The sequence below is a fragment of the Lysobacter stagni genome (assembly GCF_030053425.1).
GTDB lineage: Bacteria > Pseudomonadota > Gammaproteobacteria > Xanthomonadales > Xanthomonadaceae > Lysobacter_J > Lysobacter_J stagni.
The window spans coordinates 1-24,634 of the sequence record NZ_JASGBI010000001.1 but is presented as its reverse complement, the minus strand read 5'-3'; the positions used below and the strand labels follow the sequence as shown (position 1 = coordinate 24,634).

At 68.5% G+C, this 24,634-nt stretch carries 20 protein-coding genes; 6 read left to right on the top strand and 14 right to left on the bottom strand.

Annotated features, from left to right (window positions below):
- Positions 1-332: 332 nt before the first annotated feature.
- From QLQ15_RS00100 to QLQ15_RS00080, 5 genes are all read right to left on the bottom strand, one after another.
- A complete protein-coding gene (locus QLQ15_RS00100) occupies positions 333-1,622 on the bottom strand; it encodes a cytochrome c (protein ID WP_283210842.1) in 1,290 nt (429 codons plus the stop codon).
- Positions 1,619-2,194: a (2Fe-2S)-binding protein gene (locus QLQ15_RS00095; protein ID WP_283210841.1), complete on the bottom strand. Its 576-nt coding sequence runs from the start codon at positions 2,192-2,194 to the stop codon at positions 1,619-1,621. Before QLQ15_RS00095 ends, QLQ15_RS00100 begins: the two co-directional genes overlap by 4 nt.
- On the bottom strand, positions 2,191-5,049 hold the full coding sequence (locus tag QLQ15_RS00090; protein WP_283210840.1) for a xanthine dehydrogenase family protein molybdopterin-binding subunit: 2,859 nt from the start codon (positions 5,047-5,049) through the stop codon (positions 2,191-2,193). The genes QLQ15_RS00095 and QLQ15_RS00090 overlap by 4 nt, the downstream gene beginning before the upstream one ends.
- Before the next feature lie 93 nt (positions 5,050-5,142).
- The gene (locus QLQ15_RS00085; RefSeq protein ID WP_283210839.1) at positions 5,143-7,536 is read right to left on the bottom strand and encodes an EAL domain-containing protein; all 2,394 of its coding nucleotides are present in this window, start codon (positions 7,534-7,536) and stop codon (positions 5,143-5,145) included.
- A gap of 135 nt (positions 7,537-7,671) precedes the next feature.
- A complete protein-coding gene (locus tag QLQ15_RS00080; RefSeq protein ID WP_283210838.1) occupies positions 7,672-9,069 on the bottom strand; it encodes an L-serine ammonia-lyase in 1,398 nt (465 codons plus the stop codon).
- Between the two features lie 125 nt (positions 9,070-9,194).
- Between QLQ15_RS00080 and QLQ15_RS00075 the strand changes: the two genes are divergently transcribed.
- A complete protein-coding gene (locus tag QLQ15_RS00075) occupies positions 9,195-9,428 on the top strand; it encodes a glutaredoxin family protein (protein ID WP_432277757.1) in 234 nt (77 codons plus the stop codon).
- 24 nt (positions 9,429-9,452) lie between these two features.
- Here the strand turns inward: QLQ15_RS00075 and QLQ15_RS00070 are convergent, their stop codons facing one another.
- The 4 genes from QLQ15_RS00070 to QLQ15_RS00055 all read right to left on the bottom strand — a co-directional run bounded on the left by QLQ15_RS00070 (position 9,453) and on the right by QLQ15_RS00055 (position 11,618).
- Positions 9,453-9,605 carry a hypothetical protein gene (locus QLQ15_RS00070; RefSeq protein WP_283210837.1) on the bottom strand — a complete coding sequence of 51 codons (153 nt, stop codon included), beginning with the start codon at positions 9,603-9,605 and terminating at the stop codon, positions 9,453-9,455.
- A 140-nt stretch (positions 9,606-9,745) separates the two neighbouring features.
- On the bottom strand, positions 9,746-10,306 hold the full coding sequence (locus QLQ15_RS00065) for a YceI family protein (RefSeq protein ID WP_283210836.1): 561 nt from the start codon (positions 10,304-10,306) through the stop codon (positions 9,746-9,748).
- Complete coding sequence (locus tag QLQ15_RS00060; RefSeq protein WP_283210835.1) at positions 10,306-10,890, bottom strand: cytochrome b; 585 nt, start codon at positions 10,888-10,890, stop codon at positions 10,306-10,308. The genes QLQ15_RS00065 and QLQ15_RS00060 overlap by 1 nt, the downstream gene beginning before the upstream one ends.
- Positions 10,887-11,618, bottom strand: a complete 732-nt coding sequence (locus QLQ15_RS00055; protein ID WP_432277756.1) for a YceI family protein — start codon at positions 11,616-11,618, stop codon at positions 10,887-10,889. The genes QLQ15_RS00060 and QLQ15_RS00055 overlap by 4 nt, the downstream gene beginning before the upstream one ends.
- Positions 11,619-11,791: 173 nt before the next feature.
- Here QLQ15_RS00055 and QLQ15_RS00050 point away from each other — a divergent pair, with 173 nt between their 5' ends.
- The 3 genes from QLQ15_RS00050 (at position 11,792) to QLQ15_RS00040 (ending at position 18,765) form a co-directional block, all read left to right on the top strand.
- Positions 11,792-15,310, top strand: a complete 3,519-nt coding sequence (locus QLQ15_RS00050; protein WP_283210834.1) for a hybrid sensor histidine kinase/response regulator — start codon at positions 11,792-11,794, stop codon at positions 15,308-15,310.
- A gap of 354 nt (positions 15,311-15,664) precedes the next feature.
- Positions 15,665-15,895, top strand: coding sequence for a hypothetical protein (locus tag QLQ15_RS00045; protein ID WP_283210833.1), 231 nt, complete (start codon positions 15,665-15,667; stop codon positions 15,893-15,895).
- 8 nt (positions 15,896-15,903) lie between these two features.
- The gene (locus tag QLQ15_RS00040; RefSeq protein ID WP_283210832.1) at positions 15,904-18,765 is read left to right on the top strand and encodes a TonB-dependent receptor domain-containing protein; all 2,862 of its coding nucleotides are present in this window, start codon (positions 15,904-15,906) and stop codon (positions 18,763-18,765) included.
- Between the two features lie 53 nt (positions 18,766-18,818).
- Here QLQ15_RS00040 and hemE read toward each other — a convergent pair whose 3' ends face one another.
- The 5 genes from hemE to QLQ15_RS00015 all read right to left on the bottom strand — a co-directional run bounded on the left by hemE (position 18,819) and on the right by QLQ15_RS00015 (position 22,905).
- Positions 18,819-19,889: a uroporphyrinogen decarboxylase gene (gene hemE / locus QLQ15_RS00035; protein WP_283210831.1), complete on the bottom strand. Its 1,071-nt coding sequence runs from the start codon at positions 19,887-19,889 to the stop codon at positions 18,819-18,821.
- A 126-nt stretch (positions 19,890-20,015) separates the two neighbouring features.
- Positions 20,016-20,270: a WGR domain-containing protein gene (locus tag QLQ15_RS00030; RefSeq protein WP_158985250.1), complete on the bottom strand. Its 255-nt coding sequence runs from the start codon at positions 20,268-20,270 to the stop codon at positions 20,016-20,018.
- 92 nt (positions 20,271-20,362) lie between these two features.
- The gene (gene aroB, locus QLQ15_RS00025) at positions 20,363-21,469 is read right to left on the bottom strand and encodes a 3-dehydroquinate synthase (RefSeq protein WP_283210830.1); all 1,107 of its coding nucleotides are present in this window, start codon (positions 21,467-21,469) and stop codon (positions 20,363-20,365) included.
- The gene (locus QLQ15_RS00020) at positions 21,466-22,044 is read right to left on the bottom strand and encodes a shikimate kinase (protein WP_283210829.1); all 579 of its coding nucleotides are present in this window, start codon (positions 22,042-22,044) and stop codon (positions 21,466-21,468) included. Before QLQ15_RS00020 ends, aroB begins: the two co-directional genes overlap by 4 nt.
- 45 nt (positions 22,045-22,089) lie before the next feature.
- Entirely contained in the window at positions 22,090-22,905 is an 816-nt protein-coding gene (locus QLQ15_RS00015; RefSeq protein WP_283210828.1) for a kinase, read from the bottom strand.
- Positions 22,906-22,922: 17 nt separating this feature from the next.
- On the opposite strand from QLQ15_RS00015, the gene pdxH reads away from it, so the two are divergent.
- A complete protein-coding gene (pdxH, locus tag QLQ15_RS00010; RefSeq protein WP_283210827.1) occupies positions 22,923-23,525 on the top strand; it encodes a pyridoxamine 5'-phosphate oxidase in 603 nt (200 codons plus the stop codon).
- Entirely contained in the window at positions 23,522-24,325 is an 804-nt protein-coding gene (locus QLQ15_RS00005; RefSeq protein WP_283210826.1) for a cobalamin-binding protein, read from the top strand. Before pdxH ends, QLQ15_RS00005 begins: the two co-directional genes overlap by 4 nt.
- Positions 24,326-24,634: the final 309 nt, after the last annotated feature.

The window sequence follows — 24,634 nt, the reverse complement described above, 5'->3', positions numbered from 1 at the left end:
GCGCCGGCCCGCACGGGCGGGGCCGGTGGATCAGTGCGGTTCGGGCGTCGGCATGGCCGGAGGAGTGCGGTCGCGGAGACCGCCGATGGGATCCAACACGTCACCACCTCCCGCTGCAGGAAGCCTTCAGGCGCCGGGGGCGGCGCGTCCGCACGTGTCTTGCGTTGACAACGTTGTCAGCGAGGGCGGTCGGGCATCGGGATTTGCGTCACAGTTCGGCGCGTGAAGGCGACCGGCTGTCGGCGATGGCATGGGCATCACGACCGCACCGGTCAGTCATCACAGCGGTGACGTGATGGCTTGTCCTACAGGACAAGGCAGGTCAGTGCGGGTCAGTGGCCGCCCGCTGTGTCGCGCGGCCGGGCCTTCCGCAGATCACGGACCTGGGTCTCGTTCACCGCCGTGGTCTGGCCGCCGTGGCGCTGGCGCAGCCACGTGGACAGGGCGGCGACCTCGGCATCGCTCAGGTCGGCGGCGAAGCCCGGCATGTCCTGCATGCGCCCGGTGCCGGGGAAGTCGTGCACGGGCAGTCCGTCGAGGATGGCGACGATGAGGTTGCGGGCGTCGGGTTCGCGCAGGCTGCTGTTCTCGCGCAGGCTCACCGCGACGTTCGGCACGCCTTCGCCGTCGCGTCCGTGGCAACCGGCGCACAGGTTGAAGTACAGACGCTGGGCGGGCGCATTTTCCGTACTGGCGAGCGTCGCAGCCGTCTTCGGCGACGGTGCGCGGTCGCCGAGCAGGTAGGTGGCCATCGCGCTGCGGTCGCCATCGCTCAGGCGGCTGGTCGACAGGTTCACCACCGTCAGCATTTCGTCGGACGCCACCGCGCGCGGACTGTCGCCCGTGGCGAGGTAGCGTTGCAGCATGTCTGCGTCCCAGCCGCGTGCGGCCAATCCGTCCGGTGTGATGTCGGGTGCGGCGTAGCGGCCGAGGTCGGCGTTGCCCGTCAGCGTGCGATCCAGCTTGAGCTGGCCCAGGCGGCCGCGCGGCGTGTGGCATTCGCCGCAATGGCCGAGCGTGTCGACCAGGTAGCGGCCGCGTTCCCATTGCGCCGAATTGCCCTGCGATGCGGTCGGTATCCCTCGACCGGCGAACAGCAGGTTCCAGCCGTGCAGGGCGGTGCGGATGTTCGCGGGGAACCGGACGTCGTTGGCGCGATTGGCCTGCGCCACCGGATGCCGGGTCATCAACCAGGCGTACATCGCGTCGCTGTCCTCGCGCGTCACGTTGCGATAGGACACATAGGGCATTGCCGGATACAGCTGGTGCCCGTCCCGCGCTTCGCCGCGCGTGAGTGCGTGGAAGAAATCGTCGGCGGTATAGCGGCCGATGCCGTGGTCCGGATCGGGCGTGAGGTTGGTCCCGTGGATCGTGCCGAACGGCGATTTCAGGGGGAATCCGCCCGCGAACGGCGCGCCGCCCGGAACGGTATGGCAGGCCGCGCAGTCGGCGGCGACGACGAGATATCGACCGCGTTCGAGTTGTTCGGCGCTCGCCGACACCGTCTGCACCGGGCCGCGCGCGGCGTTCCAGCGCGAGATCCAGCCCGCCAGCATCGCGATCAGCACGACCGCGAGCAGCAACAGCAGCCCCCAGGCGATGAATCGGGTCGCCCGGCTCATGACGCGTCCCCCTTCACAAGACCCGGCGTGCCCAGCACCAGCGCTTTCACCGTCTGGTAATAGCGGACGTAACCGGTGCAGCGGCACAGATGCGGGTCGAGCGCCTCCAGCACGGTGGCTTCCACGTCGGCCTTCGCGATGGGTGCTTTCGCCAGCCTTTCCAGCAGGACCGTGGCAGCGTTGACGAAGCCCGGCGTGCAATAGCCGCACTGGAAGCTGAAGTGATCCAGGAACGCCTGCTGCACGGGCGAGAGTTCGACGATGTCGCCGGCCTCGTCGCGGCGTGCGTGCGCTTCGACCGTGCGGATGGGCTTGCCGGCGAAGTAGTGCGCGCCGGTGATGCAGCTGCGTACCTCACGCGGCCCACGGCTTCCATCGGGCGTGTCGTCGTCGACGATGACCGTGCACGCGCGACACTCGCCCTGGCCGCAGCCGAAGCGCGTTCCGGTGAGTCCGAGGTACTCGTGCAGCACGTCGACCAGCATCATGTCTTCGGGCACGTCGAGTGGGCCGAAGGATCGACCGTTGATGTGCAGCGTGAGTGGACGCTTGCGACTGGGCACCGTGCTCATGACGCCTTCTCCACGTGCGCGGTCGCCGCCGGTTCGGCCTCGATCGCGGCCAGCACCTTCTCCGCCGTGACCGGCAACTCACGGAAACGGTGGCCGGTGGCGTGTGCGATGGCATTCACGATGGCGGGCACCACAGCGATCATCACCACCTCGGCCATGCCCTTGGGTGGATCGGTGGCCGACAGCGCCGGCAGGATGTCGCCGCTCTGTTGCCACACCGCCACGTCATGCGCGCGCGGCAGTGTGTAGCGGTTGAAGTTCCAGGTGCCGTCGCCGGGACCGTCTTCGTAGAGCGGCAGGAACTCGTGCAATGCATGGCCGATGCCCATCGCCAAGCCGCCCTGCAGCTGTCCGGAGACCAGTTCCGGCACGATCGGGTTGCCGCATTCGAGTACCGAATGGTGGTCGAGCAGGTGCACCTGGCCGCTGCCCGTATCCACCGCGACCTCGGCGATCGTGCCGATGGCGCTGTAGTAGACGACGCCGGCATTGTTGCGTTGCGCCGGCGGGTAATGCGCACGCGTGCGTTCGATCATGCGATAGCCGTTGGCGGTGGGCGTGCCCTTGCCGGCCACGCTGCCATCGCCCCAGCGCAATGCGATGCCGTCCAGCGGCAGGCGCGCGTCGTCGCCGTCCAGCGGGAACTCCGCTTCGGCCCATTGCCAGCGGTTGAAGGTGTGCACGATGGCGCCGGTGGCCAGGCCCAGTTCGTAGGCGCGCGCGATGATCGCTGCCAACGGCAGCGGCGCCAGCCCGCCGGCTGTGAGCTTGCCTTCGACCCAGCGCGCGTCCTCGCGACGGATCACCAGCGGCGCGAGCTGTCCGCCGCCGAAGCCTTCGCCCCAGATCGCCAGCGCCGCGGGCCACAGGCCCTGCGTGAACAGCAGTCGCGCCGCTTCGCGCGTGGCATGGCTGAAGAAGTACGCGGAGTTGCTCGCGCTACTCGGGCTGATGTGGTTCGGCGTCCAGCGCGGATTGCCGACGTTGCGGTCCTGCTCGTCCTGCGTCATCAGCCACGGGTCGGCGTTGGCGAACATTGGCAGCTCGTCCCACGCGTTCTCGCCGGTGAGCACGTCGTCCGCCGGACGTCCCAGCCAGGGAATGCACACCGCAGCCTGGCTCGTCGCCATGCCGGTGCCCATTTCCACGCCGATATGCCGCAGCAGCACGCGTCCTTCCTTCGACAGCGCGACTTCCGCGAACGCGGCTTCGGCTCCTGTACCGAAATCTTTCTGCACGCAGCCGAAGCCCACGCCGTAGCGGTGCCCCGGATGCTCGGCCTCGTAGGTTTTCTTGCGCTGTTCGCGCGCGCTCCACAACGGATGCTTGCGGCACGCGGCGAGCACCTCGTCGGCGCGCTGGGCGCCGCCGGGAATCGCGCCCTGCGTGTTCTTCATGCCCGAGGTGAACACATTGCGCTGGCGCAGTTCGATGGGGTCGATCGCCAGCGCGGCGGCGATCTCGTCCACCATCATTTCCGTCGCGCCCATGCTCTGCAGCGTGCCGTAACCGCGCGCGGAACCGGCGTCGAGCGCGCGCGAAGCGATGACCGTGCTGGCCAGGTCGCTGCGCGGAAAGTAGTAGATCGACTGCGCCGCCGTCGCGGCCACCAGGCACACCGAAGGCGAGAAGTTCTGGCGACCACCGCCGTCGCCGAGCATGTCGGCCTGGAACACCTGGAACTTGCCGCTCCTGCGGTCCACCGACATGCGGTAATGCATGCGGAAACTGTGGCGCTTAAGGCTTGCCTGGAACTGCTCGTAGCGGTCGTTGGCCAGCCGCACGGGCCGACCGTCGCCATACAGACCGGCCATCAGCACGTAGAACGGGTAGGGGTTGTGGTCCTTGGATCCGTATCCGACGGTGTAGCAGGGATGCAGCACCAGATTGCGCACGCCCAGGTGGCTGTCGGCGAGCATCTTCGCGCCGGCCTCGGCCACTTCCTGCGGCGACTGCGTGGCGCAGACCACGTGCAGCGTGCCGGTGGCCGCGTCGAACCAGGCGTTGCCGTTGTCCGGTTCCAGCGCGGCGGTGTCGATGGACTGCGAGAAGTACTCGCGTTCCAGCACCAGCGTGCCATCCGTTGGCGTGGCCAGTTCGGTCGCCATCGCGGCCGCATGCGCCGCACCGAGTGCGCCTAGCGTCCCGCTCTTGTCGGCCTGCGGCCACAAGGGACGTTTGCGATCGAAGCCCGACGGGAACAACGGGGTGTCCTTGAGGCTGGAATACGCGTCGTCGTCGAACGGCGTCGCGCCGCCCACGCGCACGTAGCGGAACGCCGCCCACGGCGGGCGATCCAGCGGCCCGGTGCGCGCACCCCAGGCGATCACGTCATCGCGGAACTTCAGCGCATTCTTGGCGCCACGGAAGCGGGCGAAGTCGTGCCAGACCAGCAGCGCGACCGCATGCCCGAGGTAAGCCGGCGTCTTTCCTTCGGGCAGCAGCATGTCCTCGCCGTAGAACGGCGGGAACGCCACGCCGTCGCGCTGCAGGTCGGCGGCGGTGACGACGCGGTCGGGGCGCAGGCCCTCGCCGAGCACTGACAGGTCGAAACCCGCGTAGGCGTGATCGGCGCGCGTGACCCGCAGCAGCATCGCGTGCGCCTGCGTGTCCGGCCAGCCGGGCAGGTCGCGCGCGCGCATGTCGAAACTGAAGACCTTCTCGCCGGTGACCTTGGCGGTGGCGTCGGTGCGGTAACGGATGTGGCCGGTGTGGGCGTCCCAAGGCATCGGGCGCAGGCGCTCGCGTTCGAACAACGCCGCCAGCGCCGCGCTGCCCGGTTGCGCGATGTACACGCCGATTCCGGCCACCACGCTGCACTTGAGGAAGTCGCGCCGACTCAGACGGGCTGGCATGGGCGATCGCTCCGGCGGGCCTGGCCGGATGGTAAACACCGCCGTGCGTAGGCGGCATGAGGACGCCGCCGTCCCGCCGCCCGTCGGGCGGTGTCAGACCGTCATTGGTCGCAGCAGCCGGCGTTCGAATTCCGCCGCGGGCATCGGCGCGCCGAACAGGAAGCCCTGCGCCTGCGCGCATTCGCTGGCGAGCAATGGACCCATCTGGGCCTCGCGCTCCACGCCCTCGGCCACCACCTGCATGCCCAGGTTGCGGCCCAGCTCGACCACGGCACGGACGATGGCCCGGCCCGGTGCGTCGCGATCGATCTGTTCGGTGAAGCTCTGGTCGATCTTCAGCTTGCGCAGCGGGAAGTCGCGCAGGTGGCCGAGGCTGGAATAGCCCGTGCCGAAATCGTCCAGCGACATCGCCACGCCCAGCTCCGACAGCGCCTTCATCGTCGCGATGCTGCTCTCCGGATCGCGCATGATCTGGCGTTCGGTGATCTCCAGCTCCAGCCCGTCGGCCGGATAGCCGTGACGGCGCAGCACGCGATCGACCGCGTTGCGCAGGCGGTTGGCGTCGCGGAACTGCGCGCACGACACGTTCACCGCCAGGCGCAGCGGTGGCAGGCCGCGCGCACGCCAGCCCGCGGACTGGCGTACGGCTTCCTCCAGCACCCATTCGCCCAGCGATTCGATCAGTCCGTGTTCTTCCGCCACCGGAATGAAGGTGGCCGGTGTGATGCGCCCGTGCTGCGGATGGTTCCAGTACACGAGCGCTTCGGCGCCGATGATGCGTCGCGTGCGCAGTTCGATGATCGGCTGGTAGAGCAGGGCGAGCTGGCCCAGCTCCTGCGCGCTGCGCAGATCATTGAGCAGCGTGAAGCGCCGTGTCACGGATTCCTCCATGTCGGCACGGAAGCACAGGTGCACGTTCTTGCCGGCACTCTTGGCCTGGTAGAGCGCGATGTCGGCACGCTTGACCAGGCCATCCATCTCGCGACCGTGTTCGGGATGTCGCACGCTGCCCAGGCTGAGCGTCACGCCCAGCTGCTTGCTTTCCATCCAGATCGGCACCGCGATGCGACGGATGAGTTCTTCGGCGATGCCCGCGTCGCGCGTGGGCGAGCCGTCAGGCAGCAGGATGATGAATTCGTCGCCGCCGAAGCGGAACACTTCACCGCGTTCGCCCACTCCTTCGCGAAGGCGGTGCGCGATCTGCGTGAGCACGCGATCGCCGGCGCTGTGTCCCAGCGAATCGTTGATCTCCTTGAAACCGTCCAGGTCGGCGAAGATCAGGCCGAAGCCGTCGCCGCCGGATTCGCCCAGCATTTCCGCCAGCCGGTTCTCGAAGCTGCTGCGGTTGGGCAGGCCGGTGAGCGCATCGAAGTAGGCCAGGCGTTCGATGCGCGCCTGCGCTTCCTTGCGTTCGGTCAGGTCCATGATCGAGGCGATGACCACGCGCCGACCCAGCACGGTCAGTGGGCTCAGGCCGACGGCGATGGGGATCTCGACGCCATCGCGGCGACGGCAATGCAGATCGCGCCCGCCGCCCAGCTGGATCTGGCGCGGCACCATGAGGAAGCGTTCCCGCGCTTCCGGATCGCGCGGTACCACGCGTTCGGGCAGCAGTTCGTCCACCGACTTCCCCACCAGCCCGCCGCGGCCGTAACCCAGCATGCGTTCGGCTTCCACGTTGGCCAGCGAGATGCGCTCGTCCGGGCCGAAGATCACCATCGCGTTGGGTGCGCCGTCCACCAGCGCGCGGAAGCGCTGCTCACTGGCGTGGAGGTCGCGCTGCGAGCCGATGGTGATGGCCGCCAGGTACAGCAGCGCGATGCTCACGATCACCAGGCTGAGCTGCTCGCCCGGTACGGCGCCGGCGCGGGTCAGGCAGAAGGTGTCCGGGCCCACCTGCAATGCCGCCATGCCGGTGTAGTGCATGCCGCACACGCCCAGCGCCATCAGCGCCGAGGCGGCGATCTGCACGCCGAAGCGCGGTTCGCTTTCCACCCATGAGAACCGGGTGAGCAGGTGCAGCGCCACCAGCGACACGGCGATGGCCACCACCACCGATGCCACCACCCAGAACGGTGAGTAGGTTTCGCTGGGGGTGAAGGTGATGGCGTTCATGCCCAGGTAGTGCATGGCACAGATGCCCAGCCCCATGAACATGGCCGACAGCAGCAACTGCGCGAAGCTGCGACGCAGCCTGCCGGCCACGTACAGGGCCAGCACCGAGGACAGCACGGCCGGCAGCACCGACAGCGCCGTCATGTGCACGTCGTAGAGCATCGGCACGGGCAGGCGGAAGGCCAGCATGCCCATGAAGTGCATGGACCAGATGCCCAGGCCGAACGCGATGCCGCCGGCCCAGATCCAGGTCGTGGCCTGACGCGTCGTGGCACCGCGTACGCGGCCGACCAGCTGGATCGCGACGAACGCGGCGAACCACGCGATGAGAAACGACAGGACCACCGCCCTGTAGTCGTAAGAACCCTGCATGCCGCCCCCCTCCCCAGAGAAGCAGACCTATGGCCTAGGGTCTATCGGCAGGCGCGCGCGGAACTTTAGGGCGATGTGTTGATGAAACCGGCCGGACCGACGGGAGGGCGCATTCAGGTTCGCCGGCGGCAGGAATCAGCACTCGATGACGTTCACCGCCAGGCCGCCGCGCGAGGTTTCCTTGTACTTGTCCTGCATGTCGCGGCCGGTGTCGCGCATGGTCTTGATGACCTTGTCCAGGCTGACCTTGTGCTTGCCGTCGCCGCGCATCGCCATGCGGCTGGCATTGATGGCCTTCACCGCGCCCATCGCATTGCGCTCGATGCAGGGGATCTGGACGAGGCCGCCGATGGGGTCGCAGGTCAGGCCCAGGTTGTGTTCCATGCCGATCTCGGCCGCGTTCTCGATCTGGCTGGGGCTGCCGCCGATGGCGGCGGTGAGACCCGCGGCGGCCATCGAGCAGGCCACGCCGACCTCGCCCTGGCAGCCGACTTCGGCGCCGGAGATGCTGGCGTTTTCCTTGTAGAGGATGCCCACCGCGGCGGCGGTCAGCAGGAAGGTGCGCACGCCCTGGATGTTGGCGCCGGGACAGAAGCGGTCGTAGTAGTGCAGTACCGACGGGATGATGCCGGCTGCGCCGTTGGTGGGCGCGGTGACCACGCGTCCGCCGGCGGCGTTCTCCTCGTTCACCGCAAGTGCGTAGAGGTTGACCCAATCCAGCGTGGTCAGCGGATCGCGCATCGCCGCTTCCGGTCGCGAGGAGAGTTCGGCATGCAGTGCCGGTGCGCGACGCGACACGTGCAATCCACCGGGCAACGTGCCCTTCTCCCGGATGCCGCGCGCCACGCAGGCCTGCATCGCGTTCCAGAGTTCGTCCAGCGCCGCATCGATCTGCTCGGGCGTGCGCCACACCTGCTCGTTGGCGTACATCAGCTGCGCGATGCTCAATCCACTCTCGCGGCACTGCGCCAGCAGTTCGTCGCCGGAATGGAACGGATGGGGCAGGTCGGTGGTGTCGGCGACGATGCGGTCTTCCGCCGCTTCGTCCTGGTTGACCACGAAGCCGCCACCGACGGAGTAGTAGTCGCGCGTGGCGATCACGTTGCCGTCCGCGTCGAACGCGGTGAAGCGCATGCCGTTGGTGTGGAAGGGCAGCTTCTGGCGCTTGTTCATGATGAGGTCGTGCTTCTCGTCGAAGCCGATCTCATGACGGCCGAACAGGCGCAGACGCTTGCTGGTGCGGATGCGCTCCAGCGCAGCGGGAATCAGGTCCGGATCGATCTCGTTGGGCAGGTGGCCTTCCAGGCCCATCAGCACGGCCTTGTCGGTGCCATGGCCCCGGCCGGTGAGGGCAAGCGAGCCGAACACCTCGGCGCGCACGCGGGCGGTGCGCTCCAGGTCGACCTCATCGCCGTTGCAGCCTTCGATCAGCCACCGCTGCACGAAGCGCGCGGCGGCGCGCATGGGCCCGACGGTGTGGGAAGAGCTCGGCCCGATGCCGATCTTGAAGAGGTCGAAACTGCTGACGGCCACGTACGGCTCCGGAAGTGGACAGCGTGCGCACGACGGGTGCGCCGGGAATCCCGGTATTCTACGCGCCCCGTCGGGCCCGCCCCGCCATACCGTGCCGCATGCAGATGGACGACTCCATACCCGCCGTGGCACCTGCACTGACGCTGTTCCAGCGCGACGACTGCCATTTGTGCGATCTCGCGCTGGACGTGCTCGCCCATGCGCGCGCGCCGGAGTTCGAAAGCGTCTTCATCGACGACAACGATGCGCTCGAAGCGCGCTATGGCATTCGCGTGCCCGTGCTGCGCGACGAGACGCGCGGCGTCGAGCTGGACTGGCCGTTCGACGCCGAGGGCGTGCTGCGCTTCCTGGCACGCTGATCCGGGCGTTCGCGATTGCGGCGTTCAGCCGTGACGCTTGAAGTACTGCACCTCGCGTTCATGCTTCTCCGCCGCCGCGCGGGTGCGGAAGGTGCCCAGGTTGCGCCGTTTTCCGGTACGCGGGTCCTTCTTGCGCGAGTACAGGCGGTATTCACCGGTGGACAGCTTGCGGATCATCGTTGCGCTCCCGTGAGGGACGACCGCATCAACGCACGCCTGGTGTAATCATTGCGTGGTGTGCGCGTAAATCCACGCACGGCAGCGCGCATGCGCGAACGGAGCCTTGCGGCTCCGTTCAGGGCGAAAACGACGGCGTCTTACTTCGCCGGTGCGAACACCACCTTCGTGCTCACCGCCACCTCGTTCGGAATGAGCGCGGTGTCGGCCCAGTCGCCCGTGCCCACGCCGAAGTCCAGACGCTTCACGGTCGCCTTTCCGTTCAGCACCGGTTGCGCGCCCGGCGTCCAGGTGAAGGTGAGCGTCACCGGTTTGCTTGCGCCACGCAGGCTCAGCGTGCCGTCCGCGGCGTACTGGTTGCCGCCCAGGCTGCGGAACTTCGTGGACGTGAAGCGCGCCTGCGGAAACTTGGCGATCGCGAAGAAGTCACTGCCCTTGAGCGATTCGTCGCGGTCGTCGTTGGCGGTCGTCACGCCGGCCAGCGGAATGGTCACGTCCAGCTTCGAGGCGGCCAGCTGCTTGGGATCGAAGCTGAGCTTCGTGCTGAAGCTGGGAAATTTGCCGGTGAACGCTTCGCCTTCGTACTTGCTGGCGAAGACGAGGCTGGAGCCGGCCGCCTGCACGTAGTCGGCGGCGAACGCGGGCGTTGCGCAGAGGGCGGCGACCAGGGCGGTCGCGAAGACGGAATACGGGCGGGGCATCAGGGGATCTCCGAAGCGGGGGAAGATGGCGTGCCGCGTCGGCGCGGCAGCATGCGGGTCAGCGTGGCATCGCGCTGGACCGCGTGGTGATAGAACGCGGCGGCGGCGTGCACCAGCACCAGCGCGATCAGCGCCCAGAACAGCCATTCGTGCGCGTCGCGCACCAGCGGTTTCAGCGACTGGCTCGGGTCGGCGAGCTTGGGCACCTTGAACAGCCAGAACCACCGCAGCGGACGCAGGCCGCTGACCGAGTCGTACAACCAGCCCGACAGCGGCACGGCGAACATCAGCGCGTACAGCATCCAGTGCGTGATCGAGGCGATGCGTTCCTGCCAGTGCGGCGTACCGGCCACCGGCCGCGGCGTGCCGGCGAACAGGCGCCACGCCAGGCGCAGCGCGACCAGCGCGATCACGCTCAGCCCGATGGACTTGTGCAGGTCGTACACCCAGAACCAGCGGGGTGACTTGGGCAACTCCACCATCACCAGGCCGACCACGCCCAGCGCGAGGATCAGCACCATGATCAGCCAGTGCAGGAACTGGCTGACGGTGCCCCAGCGGTCGTCGGTGTTCTTCAGGATCATGGTGTCGGTTCGGGTTCGGGTTCGGGTTGAGGTTGGGGTTCGTTCTGTTGCGGCGGCGGCGTGGCATCGGCCGGCGCAGGCGTCGTCGTGCCTTCGGGCGCGGCGGCATCGTCGTGCGCACGCGTGGCTTCGGCCTCGATGCGCAGCTCGACGGTATCGCCGATCACGTTCTTCCACGCATCCATGCCGAACTCGGCGCGGCTCAGCGTGGCCGTCGCGGAGAATCCGGCGGTGCGCCGGAACGGGGGCAGCGGATGGCGCTTGAGCGCGTTGAGCGTGACGTCCATGCACACCGGTTTCGTCACGCCGCGCAGGGTCAGGTCGCCGCACACCCGGGCGTGGTCCGCTTCGCCGGGCTCGACGGAAGTCGACACGAAATGCACGTCGGGATGGCGCTTGGCATCGAGCAGGTTCGACGCGAGCGCGGCCTGATTCCATTTCGCATCGCCCAGGTCCAGGCGCTCCAGCGGCACGCGCACGTCCAGGCGCGCGCTGCGCCAGTCGTCGCGATCGAAGACCAGGGTGCCGGTGCTGCCGGACACCGTGCCCAGCGCCTTGGAGAACCCGGCGTGCTCGATGGCGAACAGCACGCGCGTGTGGACCGGATCCAGGGAATAGGTGTCAGGTCCCGCAGCGGACGCGCACAACGGCGCCAGCGCCAGCGCGATCCCCGCGAAGGAACGCCTGGGAACGCGGCCGGCCGCGGATGCGGGGCGGGCGAGCGGCATGCGGCGGCTCCTTGAATGGGGACGATGGGGATTCTAGGCACAGCCGGGTGAACGCGGCAGGCGATATCGGCGTAACGAACCGTTGCACGCGACGACCGGCCAGGCCCGTCACGGGCTTGCCAACCCGGGCGCATTGGCCGAGCCTAGCGCGGGGACGCAACGTACGGATCGCGATGTTGTTCAAGGGACTCTGGGGATTGCTGCTGACGTTCGCGGTGTCGTGGCCGGTCCATGCCGAGCTTCCGGAGACCCCGCGACCGCGCCAGATCACCGTGGCCGACGGCTTGCCGTCCAACCGGATCAACGGCATCTCCGAAGACCGCAACGGGTACCTGTGGATCGCCACCAGCGATGGCCTGGCGCGTTACGACGGCAAGGCCTTCCGTGTGTGGCGCGCCGAGCAGGGCCTGCGCGACAGCTTCGTCTGGGCCGTGCACGTCGACGCGGCCGACCGCGTATGGATCGCCACCAAGGCAGGGCTGGCGATGCTCGACCGCGATCGCAAGCGCCTGCGTTACCACAACCGCGGCAACACGCCCGCGATGGGCGACGACATCATCTGGTGCGTGACCTCCACGCCCGATGGCGCGGTCTGGTTCGGCACGCCGTTCGGCGGACTGCACCGGCTCGATCCGGACGGCAAGGTGACGCGCTTCATGCCACGCGAGGGCGACCCGCGCAGCTTGCCGGATGCGGAGGTGTCGCAACTGGCGGTCGCGTCCGACGGCACGTTGTGGATCGGCACCAAGGGCGGCATCGCGCGCTGGACCGGACGCGACTTCGAGCGCGCTCCCGATGACGCGCTGGCCTCCACGCTCATCAACGGCATCACCGCCGAACGCGACGGCACGTTGTGGTTCGCCACGCCGCGTGGCGTCGGCGTGCGCCGCCCGGACGGGCAGTACGCGGCCATGCCCTGGCGGGACGAGGGCCTGACAGACACCATCCTGCACGTGCTCCTGCATGACCGTGGCGGCACCTACTGGTTCGACGTTCCGCAGGGCCTGGGACGCGACAACGCGGGGCGGATGAGCGTGGTGCCGCTGTACAGCGGCGCTGCGCAGGGCATGGTGCGGCCGTCGTGGATCGCCGCGCTGGAGGACCGCGAAGGCGGCCTGTGGTTCGCCAGCAGCGGCAACGGGTTGTGGTACCTGCCGCGCCAGTGGCGGCAGTTCGCGGTGCTTTCCCGGCGGCTCGACGATCCGGGGTCGCTGGGCAATGCCAACGTCGCCAGCATCGCGCCGTCGCATGACGGCACGATGTGGCTGGTCGGCACCGGTGGCGTGCTCGACCGGCTCCACCCGGACAGCGGCACGGTCACGCATGTGGCGCGCGATGTCGGACAGGGCCTGGTCCTGGACGACGTGCTCGAGGACGCCACCGGCGCGGTCTGGGTCACCTACCGCGATGGCGTGGCGCGCGTGGAGCCCGCCACCGGGCACGTGCGACGCTGGAACGAGCAAAGCGGCGCGGACGCATCGCTCGCGGGCGAAAGCCGCCTGGCGCAGTCCGTCGACGGCGATGTGTGGCTGGCCACCGAAGACGGCACCGTGCAGCGCCGTGCGACGGACGGGCGCGTGCGCGCCACGCTTCGCGCCGGTGCCAACGGCCTCCCGCACGATGTCTTCGTCGAGCAGGTGGGGACCGGTCGCGACGGAAACGTGTGGATCGCCGGGTCGCAGGGGCTGTCGCGCTGGAACGAAAGTGCCGGGCGCTTCGAGCCCGTGCCCGGTGCCGGCGTCGAGCGTGTGTACGCCTTCGCGATCGGTCCGCGCGGCCGCGTATGGCTGGCCCGGTTGGGCAGCGTGGACGTGTTTCGCTGGGATGGCGCCGCGCTGCAGCGCGACCAGCGCCTGTCGGGCAGCGATGGCATCCCGCTGCTGGCCCCCAGCGGCATCGCCATCGACGCATCGAGCGTGCCCTGGCTGACGACGGTGCGCGGTCTCATGCGAGTGGATCCGGTCCATCGGACCACACGCGTGTACGGCGTCAGCGACGGTCTGCCGAGCCAGGAGTTCGACGCGCAGCCGCGCGTGCGCCGGAGCGACAACCTCATGCTGGCCGGCTCGCCCGAAGGCCTGGTGATGTTCGATCCATCGCAGGTGCGCCCCGACGCGCAGCCGCCGCGCGTGGTCGTGGAGAGCATCGACGTGCGCCGTGGCGACAGCCGCGTGGCCTTCGATCCCGCGCGTCCGTTCGAGATCGAACCGGACGATCGCGAACTGCGAATTGCCGCGCGCCTGCTGTCGTTCAACGATGCGCACAACCACGTCTATCGCTTCCGCCTTGCCGGTTACGACACCGACTGGGTGGAATCGCATTCCGCGGGCGAGCGAATCTTCTCGCGCCTGGCCCCTGGCCAGTATCGGTTGCAGGTGATGGCGCGCACCGCCGACCACGTGTGGTCGCCGCCGCAGACCGTGGCGTTCACCGTCGCTCCGTTGTGGTGGCAGACATGGGCGGCAGTGGCCGGTTTCTTCGGTATCGCGGTGCTGCTGGCTTGGTGGTTGGCCGATGGTTACCGTCGCCGGCTCAAGCGCCGTCATGCGTGGCAACTGGCCGAGCACGAGCGTGAGGTCGCCAAGGAAGCGTCCCTCGCCAAGACCCGTTTCCTGGCCACGCTGGGCCACGAAGTGCGCACGCCCATGACCGGCGTGCTCGGCATGAGCGAACTGCTTCTGGACACGCCGCTGGACGCCAGCCAGCGCGGGTATGTCGAATCGATCCGCCGCGCGGGGCGCCATCTGTTGCGCCTGGTGAACGACGCGCTGGATCTGGCACGCATCGAGTCGGGCAAGCTCGAACTGGCCGATGCGCCCTTCGACGTGCACGCCATGGTGGACGAAGCTGCTTCGCTGATGGCGCCGCTTGCGCGCCACCGCGGTCTCGCCTTCCGCGTCGACGTGGCGCCGGATACACCGTCAGGCCTGCGCGGCGATGGCAGCCGCGTGTGCCAGATCCTGCTCAATCTGCTGGGCAACGCGATCAAGTTCACCGAGCAGGGCGGAGTCCTGCTGCGTGCGTCCGCGCTCGAAGAGGGCGGTGTGCGCCTGGAAGTCGAGGACACCGGTCCCGGGCTCAACGAAGAACAGCAGGCGCGGCTGTTCCGCCGTTTCGAGCAGGCCGAGGGCGCGCGCACCACGGCGCGTTACGGCGGCAGCGGACTGGGGCTGGCGATCTGCCAGGAGCTGACCATCGCGATGGGCGGCAACATCCGGGTGGAAAGCGCACCCGGCGCCGGTGCGCGCTTCATCGTCGACCTGCCACTGAAGCCCTCGGCTGCGCCTGCGCCGCATACGGGCGGTGAATCGCTGCTGGCCTCGCGCGGAAAGCCGCTGTCGCTGCTGCTGGTCGAGGACGATCCCACCGTGGCCGAGGTCATCGCCGGATTGCTGAAGGCGCAGGGGCATCGCATCACGCACGTCGCGCACGCCCTGGCGGCGTTGGCGGAAGTGGCGACCGGTTCGTTCGATGCGGCGTTGCTGGACCTGGATCTGCCCGGTCTCGACGGCCTGGCCCTGGCGCAGCAACTGCGTCGCCAGGGTTACACGCGACCGTTGCTGGCGATCACCGCGCGCGCCGATGCCGATGCGGAACCGCAGGCGCGTGCCGCGGGTTTCCAGGGCTTCCTGCGCAAGCCCGTGACAGGCGCGATGCTGGCCGGTCTGCTGGAGGGCGTGCCGCGGCGCTAGTCGGCACGCGCGCCTGGAAGGGCGCGGGTTTTCGCGGCTCTCAAGCAGGTGACAGGGCGATGCTGGTCGGCCTGCTTGTGAGTGTCGCGTGGCAATGACGCCTCGACACCAGCCTCACGCACGGACGACCAGCGCATCCCAACTTTCGTTTGGATGATTCGTCGCGTGCAGTCGCATGCGCGCAACGAGCTGCGTGCAGTGGTGCATCTGCCTCATCAGGGACGTCATCCGAGACCGTGCCGCATCGGCATTCCGCTGATCGATGCCTTCGCATCATCGATGGTGAAACTTTCTCAATGATCGCGCCCACCGCCTGTGACATTCATAGGCCAGTCACGCAGTGAGTGGCTGGACGTGAAAGGGGAACGGGCGGGACTCGGCAATGCAGCGCTGGACGGCACATCCGGCACTGCAAGAAGCATTGACCGAACTTCGCCGCGTTTTGCGGACGGTGCGCTGTTGCCGCCGACCGCGAATGCGGCGGTGCGTTTCGATCGCGATGTCGATGCGATGACCGAGCTGCCTCTTTCACGTCCGGTGACTGCTGCGGATTTTCACAAGTTCCGCCATCACCCGACGGAGTAGGAGAAGAGATGATCCCGAACAGATCCAAGCTGCGCGATGCGATCGTTCTTGCACTCGCATTGGCTGCAACGTCCATCGCCCCTCGCGCTTCCGCGCAGGACGCCGCATCGTCCGCGCAGTCGGCCACCGACCTGGACACGGTGACCGTCACGGGCACCCGCATCCAGAGCCAGACCGTCACCGCTTCCAGCCCGGTCGCGGAGATCGACAGGGAGGAGTTCAAGGTCACCGGCACCACGCGCGTGGAGGATCTGGTCAACCAGATGCCGCAGCTGACGCCGTACTTCGATTCGTTCTCCAACAACGGAGCCACGGGCTATCCGACCGCGAGCCTGCGCGGTCTGGGCAACAACCGGACGCTGACGCTGATCAACGGCCAGCGCTCGCAGGCCGGCGGTACGGACGGTGGCGTCGACCTGAGTCAGGTTCCCTCCGGTCTGATCAAGCGCGTGGACATCCTCACCGGCGGTGCGTCGGCGGTGTACGGCGCCGACGCGGTCGCCGGCGTGGTCAATTTCGTGCTCGACGATGAGTTCGAGGGCTTCCAGGTGAACCTGGGTTACTCGGCCTTCCAGCACGACAACGACAGCCAGTACCTCCAGGGGCTGATGGACAAGCGTGGATTCGGCTACCCCACCGGCAATTCCGGCCTGGATGGCAAGTCGCGCAACATCGACCTGATCTGGGGCAGCAGCCTGGCCGACGGCCAGGGGCATGCGAGTGCATGGCTGACCTGGCGCCGTAACGATCCGCTGTTCCAGGGCGAGCGCGACTATTCGTCCTGCGCTTTGAATGCCAGCGGTACCGCCTGCGGTGGCTCGGCCACTGCGGCGCGCCCGAACTTCTTCGTCTTCGATGCGGCCGATACGCTCGCGGCGTCCGGGTTCGGCGCGCACCTCAATCCGAACGGCTCCTGGGCGGCGGGAACCGACGATGTCTACAACTTCGCCCCGATCAACTATTACCAGCGGCCGGAGGACCGACTGAACGCCGGCGCCTCGCTGAAGCTGGAGGTGAACGAACACTTCCGCCCCTTCATCGACCTGATGTTCACCCATCGCACCAGCTCGACCCAGATCGCCGAGTCCGGCACGTTCTTCGCGCAGGACCTCTCGTTGCCCTGCAGCGATCCGTTGCTGGGCACGATGTGCGGCGACCTAGGGCTGGATGCGAGCGGGCCCCTGACTATCAACGTGGGCAAGCGCAACGTGGAAGGGGGGCCACGCTTCTGGGACACCAAGAGCAACTCCTACCGCGTCGTGGCCGGTGCCGAAGGCGCGATCGACGGCAGCTGGACGTACAACGTGTCGGGCATCTTCGGCCGCACCGACCGGACGGCGATCGGCATCAACGACTTCCTCTCTGACCGTGTCGAGGCGGCACTGCTGGGCTGCCCGCCGGGTTCGTTCCCGGGATGCTCGCTGTACAACGTCTGGAAGCCCAACGGCGTCACGAAGCAAGCGGCGGACCAGCTGGCGGGCGTCAGCACCGATGTCACCGAAACAAGCCTGACCGGTGTGAGCGGGTACGTGTCGGGCGACCTCGGCGTGGCGCTGCCGTGGGCCGGTGGCGACACCGTCTCGCTGGTGTCGGGTGCGGAGTGGCGCAGGGAGGAACTGCACTACCGCGCCGACAGCAATTCCGAGGCAGGCAACTTCGCCGGCTCCGGCGGCACGTCTCCGCCGATCTCCGGCCAGACCGAAGTGAAGGAGCTCTTCGCCGAGGCCGCGGTGCCGATCCTCAAGGATGCGGGCATCGTCGACCGCTTCAATCTCGACCTGGGTTACCGCTATTCCGATTACGACCGCTCAGGTTCGGCGAGCACCTACAAAGTGGGATTTGGCGGTGATTTCCTCGATCACTACAAGATCCGCGGCGGCTACAACCGGGCCATCCGCGCGCCGGTCATCGTCGAGCTGTTCTCGCCGCAGTCGCTGGGTCTGTTCAGCGGTGCGGACGAGTGCGCAGGAACTTCGCCCACCCTGTCCCTGGCGGAATGCCAGCGCACCGGAGTGACCGCGGCGCAGTACGGAAAGATCCCCGACACGCCGGCCGGCCAGTACAACCAGTACACCGGCGGCGACCCGGACCTCACCCCGGAGGAGGCCGACACCTACACGCTGGGCTTCGTCGCAAGTCCGGTCCGCGGCCTGGACGTGGCGGTGGACTACTTCGACATCCGCATCGACAACCGCATCGATTCGGTCGGTGCGCAGAACATCCTCAACGGTTGCGCCACGTCGGGCGTGTCCATCCTGTGCGATCGCATCCACCGCAATCCGGCCAGTGGTGACCTGTGGCTGGGGTCGACGGGCTATATCGAGAACCAGCGCGCCAACATCGGCAATCAGCAGGTCCGCGGCATCGACCTCAATGCCAGTTACCGGTGGGAGATGTTCGGGGGGCGCGCGCTGGTCTCGCTGGTGGGAACCCGCGAGCTGGCATTCAAGGTCGAACCGCTGCCCGGCGTGGACAGCTTCAACTACGACTGTACGGGGTTGATCACCATCGCCTGCCAGAATCCGAAATGGCGGCACATCGCCAACATCCGGTATTCCCGCGACGCGTGGAGCGTGAACCTTCGCTGGCGCTACTACGGGTCGCTGGCTTACCGGGACGAACTGACCGGGGAGAAATCCACCACGGACAAACTGCTCGCCCGCAATGACGGAATCGATGCCTACAACTGGTTCGATCTCTCCGGGACGTTCCAGTTCGGTTCGATGGCGGAGTGGACCGTGGGCGTCAACAACCTGTTCGACAAGGCGCCGCCCATGGTCGGCAACACGCTGGCAGACAACGCGAATGCACCGCAAGGCTACGATCAGGCCGGCCGGTACTTCTTCACCAGCGTGAACCTGAAGTTCTGAGGCAGGCGGTTGCGACGGCGGGTATATGCCCGCCGTCGCGATGTCCCCGGAACTCAGCGTGCGCTGAGTTCGTGCACCGCGTCGACGAGCGCGGCGACATGGTCCGGGCTCATGTCGGGCGACATGCCGTGGCCAAGATTGAACACATGCCCCTCGCGCGAGCCGCCGTTGCCGGCGGCATAGTCGTCGAGCGCGCGGCCGACTTCGCGACGGATCGCGTCGGGTTGCGCGTACAGCGTCACCGGGTCGAGATTGCCCTGCAGCGCGACCTTGCCGCCGGTGCGGCGCGCGGCGTCGCCCAGGCCCACGGTCCAGTCGATGCCCACGCCTTCGGCGCCCGTGGCGGCCAGCTCTTCCAGGTACGCGCCGTTGCCCTTGCCGAACAGGATCAGCGGCGTCTTCTCCTCGCCACGCGGCAACGCCTGCGCGATGCGCTGCAGGTAACGCAGCGAGAATTCGCGGTACATCGACGGCGACAGCACGCCGCCCCAGGTGTCGAACACCTGCAGTGCCTGCGCACCGGCCTGGCGCTGTGCTTCCAGGTAGGCGATGACGGCATCGGTCACCACGTCGAGCAGGCGGTGCATCGCGGCAGGGTCGTTGAGCGCCAGCGATTTCACCTTCGAGAAGTTCTCGCTGCCGCCGCCTTCGACCATGTAGCAGGCCAGCGTCCACGGGCTGCCGGAGAAACCGATCAGCGGCACCGCGTTGTCGAGTTCGCGGCGGATCGTGCGCACGGCATCGGTCACGTAGCGCAGCTCGCGGTCCATGTCGGGCACGGCCAGCTTCGCGATGTCCTCATGCGTGCGCACGGGGCGCTCGAACTTCGGGCCTTCGCCTTCGACGAAATACAGGCCCACGCCCATCGCGTCGGGCACGGTGAGGATGTCGGAGAACAGGATCGCGGCGTCCAGCGGGAAGCGGCGCAGCGGCTGCAGCGTGACCTCGCAGGCCAGCTCGGGATTCTTCGCCATGCCCAGGAAGCTGCCGGCGGCGGCACGCGTGGCGCGGTACTCCGGCAGGTAGCGGCCGGCCTGGCGCATCAGCCACACGGGCGTGCGGTCCACGGGTTCGCGGCGCAGCGCGCGCAGGAAGCGGTCGTTCTTGGGGGCTGTGGCGGTCATTGGAATCCTTCGGCGCGGGGGAGCGCCGGTTGGGCGCAGGAGCAGGGCGGCATTATCGCGGCTGGCGCCACGCATGGATCGGCGCGGCGAAGCCGCATCGCGCACCGGACTGTTGCAGGGGTGGGCTTACTTCGGTGCGTCGGCGCCCTGTACGAACATCAGCTGGAACCCGCGCTTGAGCTGCTGGTCGCGGGCGGCCTCCAGCGCGGCCATGGCGCTGGCCTGATCGAGGAACTGCTCGCGTCGCAGCGTGCTGCGGCCGCCGATCTGGCCGCTTTCGCGCACCAGCGTCCAGCCGCCCAGCAGGTCGGGCTGCAGCATCAGTTGCACGAAGCGCGGCGCTTCGCGGCCATCAGGCCGTTGTTGCAGGAGCAGGCGCATGGGGGCTCATTGTACTGGAGGCCCGTGGCCCCGCCGGGACGGACGCCCCATCCGCAGTGGAAGAGGGCGGTGGTGAAGCCGCGACGCCGGGGCTACCTCACCCGCAGCACGTCCAGCACCTTCTCATCCGCCACGCCGCTGACGACCTTCGCCAGCCCGGCGCGGTCCCACAACACGAAACGCAGCCCGGTGGCATCGGCCTTCTTGTCCAGGCGCATGCGTGCCAGCAGCGCTTCGGGTTCCAGCCCGGCCGGCACGACGGTCGGCAGCCCCAGCTTCTGCAGGAGTGCCTGCAGGCGCTGCGTGTCGGCGGCGGGCGAGCGGCCCAGTGCCGCGGACAGACGCGCCGCCAGCACCATGCCCACCGACACCGCCTCGCCGTGGTTGAGCGCTTCGCTGCCTGCGCCCGCATAGCCCTGCTCGGCCTCGATGGCGTGGCCGAAGGTGTGGCCGAAGTTGAGCAGCGCGCGTTCGCCGTGCTCGTACGGATCGCGGGCGACGATGTCGGCCTTGTACTCGCAGGAACGTGCGATGGCCTCGGCGAGTGTCGCGTCGTCCCCGGCCAGCAAGGCCTGCGTGCGCGCTTCCAGCCACGTCAGGAATTCCGCGTCGAAGATCGCGCCGTACTTCACCACTTCGGCCAGCCCTGCGCGCAGTTCCCGTGGCGGCAGCGTGCGCAGCGTGGCGGTGTCGGCGGCCACCGCGCGCGGCGGATGGAACGCGCCGACCAGGTTCTTGCCGGCGGGCAGGTCCACCGCGGTCTTGCCGCCCACGGACGAGTCGACCATCGCCAGCAGCGTGGTGGGTACCTGCACCACGTCGATGCCGCGCATCCAGCACGCCGCGGCGAAACCGGCGAGGTCGCCGACCACGCCACCGCCCAGCGCGATCACCGTCGCGTCGCGCGTCGCGCCCAGCGCGGCCAGCGCGTCCAGGCACTGGCAGAAACGCGCGAGCGTCTTCTCCTGCTCGCCGGCAGGCATCACGAAGCGCGCGACCTGCATCGCCGGTCGCGCCGTGAGCAGCGTTGCCTCCAGCGTGTCGGCGTACAGCGGCGCGACGTTCGTGTCGCTGACGATCAGTGCATGGCGACCGCGCAGCGCATGGCCGAACAGCACCGGATCCCCGAGCAGTCCCGGCCCGATGCTGATGTCGTAGCGCGCCTCGCCGTCGACCTTGACCGTGCGCATCGTGCTCATGGGGACTCCGTGCTTGCGGGCACGCCGGCCTGCGCCGTGCCGAGGGCCGGGCGTTGCCAGTGCGCGTCGAGTTCCAGCGCCAGCCGTGTGGCGGCCTCGACGCTGCCGTAGGGGTTGGTGTCGAAGCGCAGGTCGGCGACTTCGGCGTACAGGGGCGCGCGCTGGGCGGCCAGCGTGTGCAGCACCGCCTCGCGATCGCCACGCGCCAGCAGCGGGCGGCTGCGGTCGTGCGCCAGTCGCTCCAGCTGACGTTCGACGCTGACGTCCAGGTGGACCACGAAACCGCGCGCGTGCATCAGGCGACGGTTGTCCGGATCGAGGACCGCGCCGCCGCCGGTGGAAATCACCAGGCCGTCCTGGTGCAGCAACGTCGCCAGCGCGGCGCGCTCGCGGGTGCGGAACCCGTGTTCGCCTTCCACTTCGAAGATGGTGTTGATGCTCGTGCCCGCGCGCTGCTCGATCTCATGGTCGGCATCGGCCAGGCGCAGGCCGAAGTGCTCGGCCAGGCGGCGTCCGATGCAGGTCTTGCCAGCGCCCATCGGGCCGACGAGAACGAGGTTGGTGGCGGGGTTCATGCAGCGATTGTAGCCAGCTGCGCTGCATGGGAGACGTGGTGGCGATCAGCCGATCGGCCGCCGCTGCCGGTCCAGCGGCAACGTCCATTCCGCGATGCTCGGCAGGCAGTGCAGCGCCTGCCGGCTCACGCGCTCGAACAACTGGACGAAGCGTTCGACCTGTGCGCGATCCATGCCGCGCCGGGAGGTGCGCGCGGACGCCTGCAGCGCGGCTTCCTGCTGCCAGCGCCAGTCGGGCACGGCTTCGAAGCCCGGGGGCTGCAGGAACAGCATGCGGTCGATCCGCGACCACAACGCCGGAAAGTCGCGTGCCAGCGCGTCGTTGCAGTAATGGCGCCACGTGCCGTCCGGGTCTTCCTCGCGCTCCACGCGGTTGAGCGGGGTGCTCAGTGCCTCGATGGCCTGCGACGGCGTCTTCAGGAACCAGCCTTCGAAAAGCGTGAGGTCCACCTCGCCGACGCGACGCCAGCGCGAGGGCGGCAGGCGCGTGTCGGCGAGCTTGTCGAATCGCGGCAGTGCGGTCGGTCTGCCCGCCCGCAGGGCGTCGAGCGTGGCGCAGGCCAGCGGCACGTCGTGGGTTCCGGGCGGGCCGCGCGTGGCCAGAAGGGGATGGACCGTGCGGGCCAGGCGCTGGCGTTCGGCCCGGCCACGGTACGCATCGTCCACCGACAGCACCGCCACGCGCAGTCCACGCGACCGGGCCAGCGCCGCGACCTGCGCGGCCAGCGTGGATTTGCCCGAGCCCTGCAACCCCGCGATCGCGTACACGCGGCTCCCGTGCGTGAGGGCGTCGTCGAGCACGCGTTCCACCAGCGACGCGTCGAAGCCCGGTGCGGTGGAGGGATGCGGCCGTGGCGACATCGGCCCACAATAGCGCAATGGATACCCCCGCCCTGCTGACCGAAGCCCTCGCCACCTTCGACACGCTGTTCGACGAAGCCCGTGTTGCCGGCGAGCCCGATCCCACCGCGATGACCCTCGCGACCGCCGGCCTGGACGCGCGACCGTCCGCGCGAACGGTGCTGCTGAAGGCGCACGACGAGCGCGGCTTCGTGTTCTACACCCATCTCGATGGCCGCAAGGGCCGCGAACTGCAGGCCAATCCGCACGCCGCGCTGCTGTTCCACTGGCCGCGCGTGCGCGACGGCGTGCAGGTGCGCGTGGAGGGCTCGGTGGAGATCGTCTCCGACGCCGAGGCCGATGCCTATTTCGCTTCACGACCGCGCGGCAGCCAGCTTGGCGCGTGGGCGTCGAAGCAGTCGGAAACGCTGGAATCGCGAGACGTGTTCGAACAGCGCCTGGCACAGGCCGAACGGGAATTCGACGGCCGCGACGTGCCGCGTCCTTCGCGCTGGACCGGCCTGCGCGTGCGTCCGGACGTGATCGAATTCTGGTACGGCGCCAACTTCCGCCTGCACGAGCGTCAGTGCTATGAGCGCGACGTCGCCGGTGAGTGGCATCGGCGGATGCTGTTCCCGTGAAGCGCGGCCCGCAGCGAATCGTCTGCCTCACCGAGGAGCCGACCGAAACGCTGTACGCGCTGGGCGAGCAGGACCGCATAGTCGGCATCAGCGGTTTCACCGTGCGCCCTTCCATTGCGCGGAAGGAAAAACCCAAGGTCAGCGCGTTCACCAGCGCGAAGATCGGCGAGATCCTCAAGCTGCGGCCGGATTTCGTGGTCGGGTTCTCCGACATCCAGGCGGAGATTGCCGGCGAGCTGATCCGTCATGGCGTCGAGGTTTGGATCAGCAATCACCGCAGCGTCGACGGGATCCTCGACTACATCCGTCGCCTGGGCGCGCTGGTCGGCGCGGGCGCGCGTGCGGATGCCTATGCCGACCAGTTGCAGCGCGGGCTGGACGACATCGCACGCGAGGCGGCAGCGCTGTCGCGTCGACCGAAGGTGTACTTCGAGGAATGGGACGAGCCGCTGATCAGCGGCATCCAGTGGGTGGCCGAGCTGGTGCGCATCGCCGGCGGCGATGACGTGTTCCCCGAGCGCGCGGCCGAATCGCTGGCGAAGCAGCGCATCCTGGAAGACCCCGATGAGGTCGTGCGCCGTGCACCGGACATCATTCTGGGGTCCTGGTGCGGGAAGAAGTTCCGTCCGGAGAAGGTCGCCGCACGTCCCGGTTGGGGCGTCATCCCGGCCGTGCGCGATGGTGAGCTGCACGAAATCAAGTCGCCGATCATCCTGCAGCCGGGGCCCGCTGCGTTGAGCGATGGCGTGCGGGAGATGGCGAAGGTGATCCGTGCGTGGGCGGCGAGGGTGGATCGCTGAGGGAGCGAGCTCGTCGGCTGTTGCCGTTGCCGTTGTTGTGTTTGTTTTTTGTTGTTGTTGTTGTTGTTGCGGTTGCGGTTGCGGTTGCGGTTGCGGTTGCGGTTGCCGTTGCCGTTGCCGTTGCCGTCGCTGTGCTGTTGCCGTTGATCTTGCGACTTCGGAGCGAGCCGAGCACCGCAGTGGTGCGGGGGCCGAAGAGCCGCCCATGTCTGAGCGGAGCGCAGCGTAGCGAGTTTGGGCGGCGTGCCCCCGCGCCGCGAGGAGCACAGGGGACCGCCGCGTAGCGGCGGATCGCGGAGGGAGCGGATG

Excerpts from the sequence above, each read along its gene's own strand:
- QLQ15_RS00060 (WP_283210835.1), bottom strand. The coding sequence starts at position 10,890 with ATGATCCTGAAGAACACCGACGACCGCTGGGGCACCGTCAGCCAGTTC.
- QLQ15_RS00020 (WP_283210829.1), bottom strand. The coding sequence starts at position 22,044 with ATGAACCCCGCCACCAACCTCGTTCTCGTCGGCCCGATGGGCGCTGGC.
- QLQ15_RS00090 (WP_283210840.1), bottom strand. The coding sequence starts at position 5,049 with ATGCCAGCCCGTCTGAGTCGGCGCGACTTCCTCAAGTGCAGCGTGGTG.
- QLQ15_RS00100 (WP_283210842.1), bottom strand. The coding sequence starts at position 1,622 with ATGAGCCGGGCGACCCGATTCATCGCCTGGGGGCTGCTGTTGCTGCTC.
- hemE (WP_283210831.1), bottom strand. The coding sequence starts at position 19,889 with ATGACCGCCACAGCCCCCAAGAACGACCGCTTCCTGCGCGCGCTGCGC.
- QLQ15_RS00015 (WP_283210828.1), bottom strand. The coding sequence starts at position 22,905 with ATGTCGCCACGGCCGCATCCCTCCACCGCACCGGGCTTCGACGCGTCG.
- QLQ15_RS00070 (WP_283210837.1), bottom strand. The coding sequence starts at position 9,605 with ATGATCCGCAAGCTGTCCACCGGTGAATACCGCCTGTACTCGCGCAAG.
- QLQ15_RS00030 (WP_158985250.1), bottom strand. The coding sequence starts at position 20,270 with ATGCGCCTGCTCCTGCAACAACGGCCTGATGGCCGCGAAGCGCCGCGC.
- QLQ15_RS00065 (WP_283210836.1), bottom strand. The coding sequence starts at position 10,306 with ATGCCCCGCCCGTATTCCGTCTTCGCGACCGCCCTGGTCGCCGCCCTC.
- pdxH (WP_283210827.1), top strand. The coding sequence starts at position 22,923 with ATGGATACCCCCGCCCTGCTGACCGAAGCCCTCGCCACCTTCGACACG.
- QLQ15_RS00085 (WP_283210839.1), bottom strand. The coding sequence starts at position 7,536 with ATGCAGGGTTCTTACGACTACAGGGCGGTGGTCCTGTCGTTTCTCATC.
- aroB (WP_283210830.1), bottom strand. The coding sequence starts at position 21,469 with ATGAGCACGATGCGCACGGTCAAGGTCGACGGCGAGGCGCGCTACGAC.
- QLQ15_RS00040 (WP_283210832.1), top strand. The coding sequence starts at position 15,904 with ATGATCCCGAACAGATCCAAGCTGCGCGATGCGATCGTTCTTGCACTC.
- QLQ15_RS00050 (WP_283210834.1), top strand. The coding sequence starts at position 11,792 with ATGTTGTTCAAGGGACTCTGGGGATTGCTGCTGACGTTCGCGGTGTCG.
- QLQ15_RS00095 (WP_283210841.1), bottom strand. The coding sequence starts at position 2,194 with ATGAGCACGGTGCCCAGTCGCAAGCGTCCACTCACGCTGCACATCAAC.
- QLQ15_RS00055 (WP_432277756.1), bottom strand. The coding sequence starts at position 11,618 with ATGCCGCTCGCCCGCCCCGCATCCGCGGCCGGCCGCGTTCCCAGGCGT.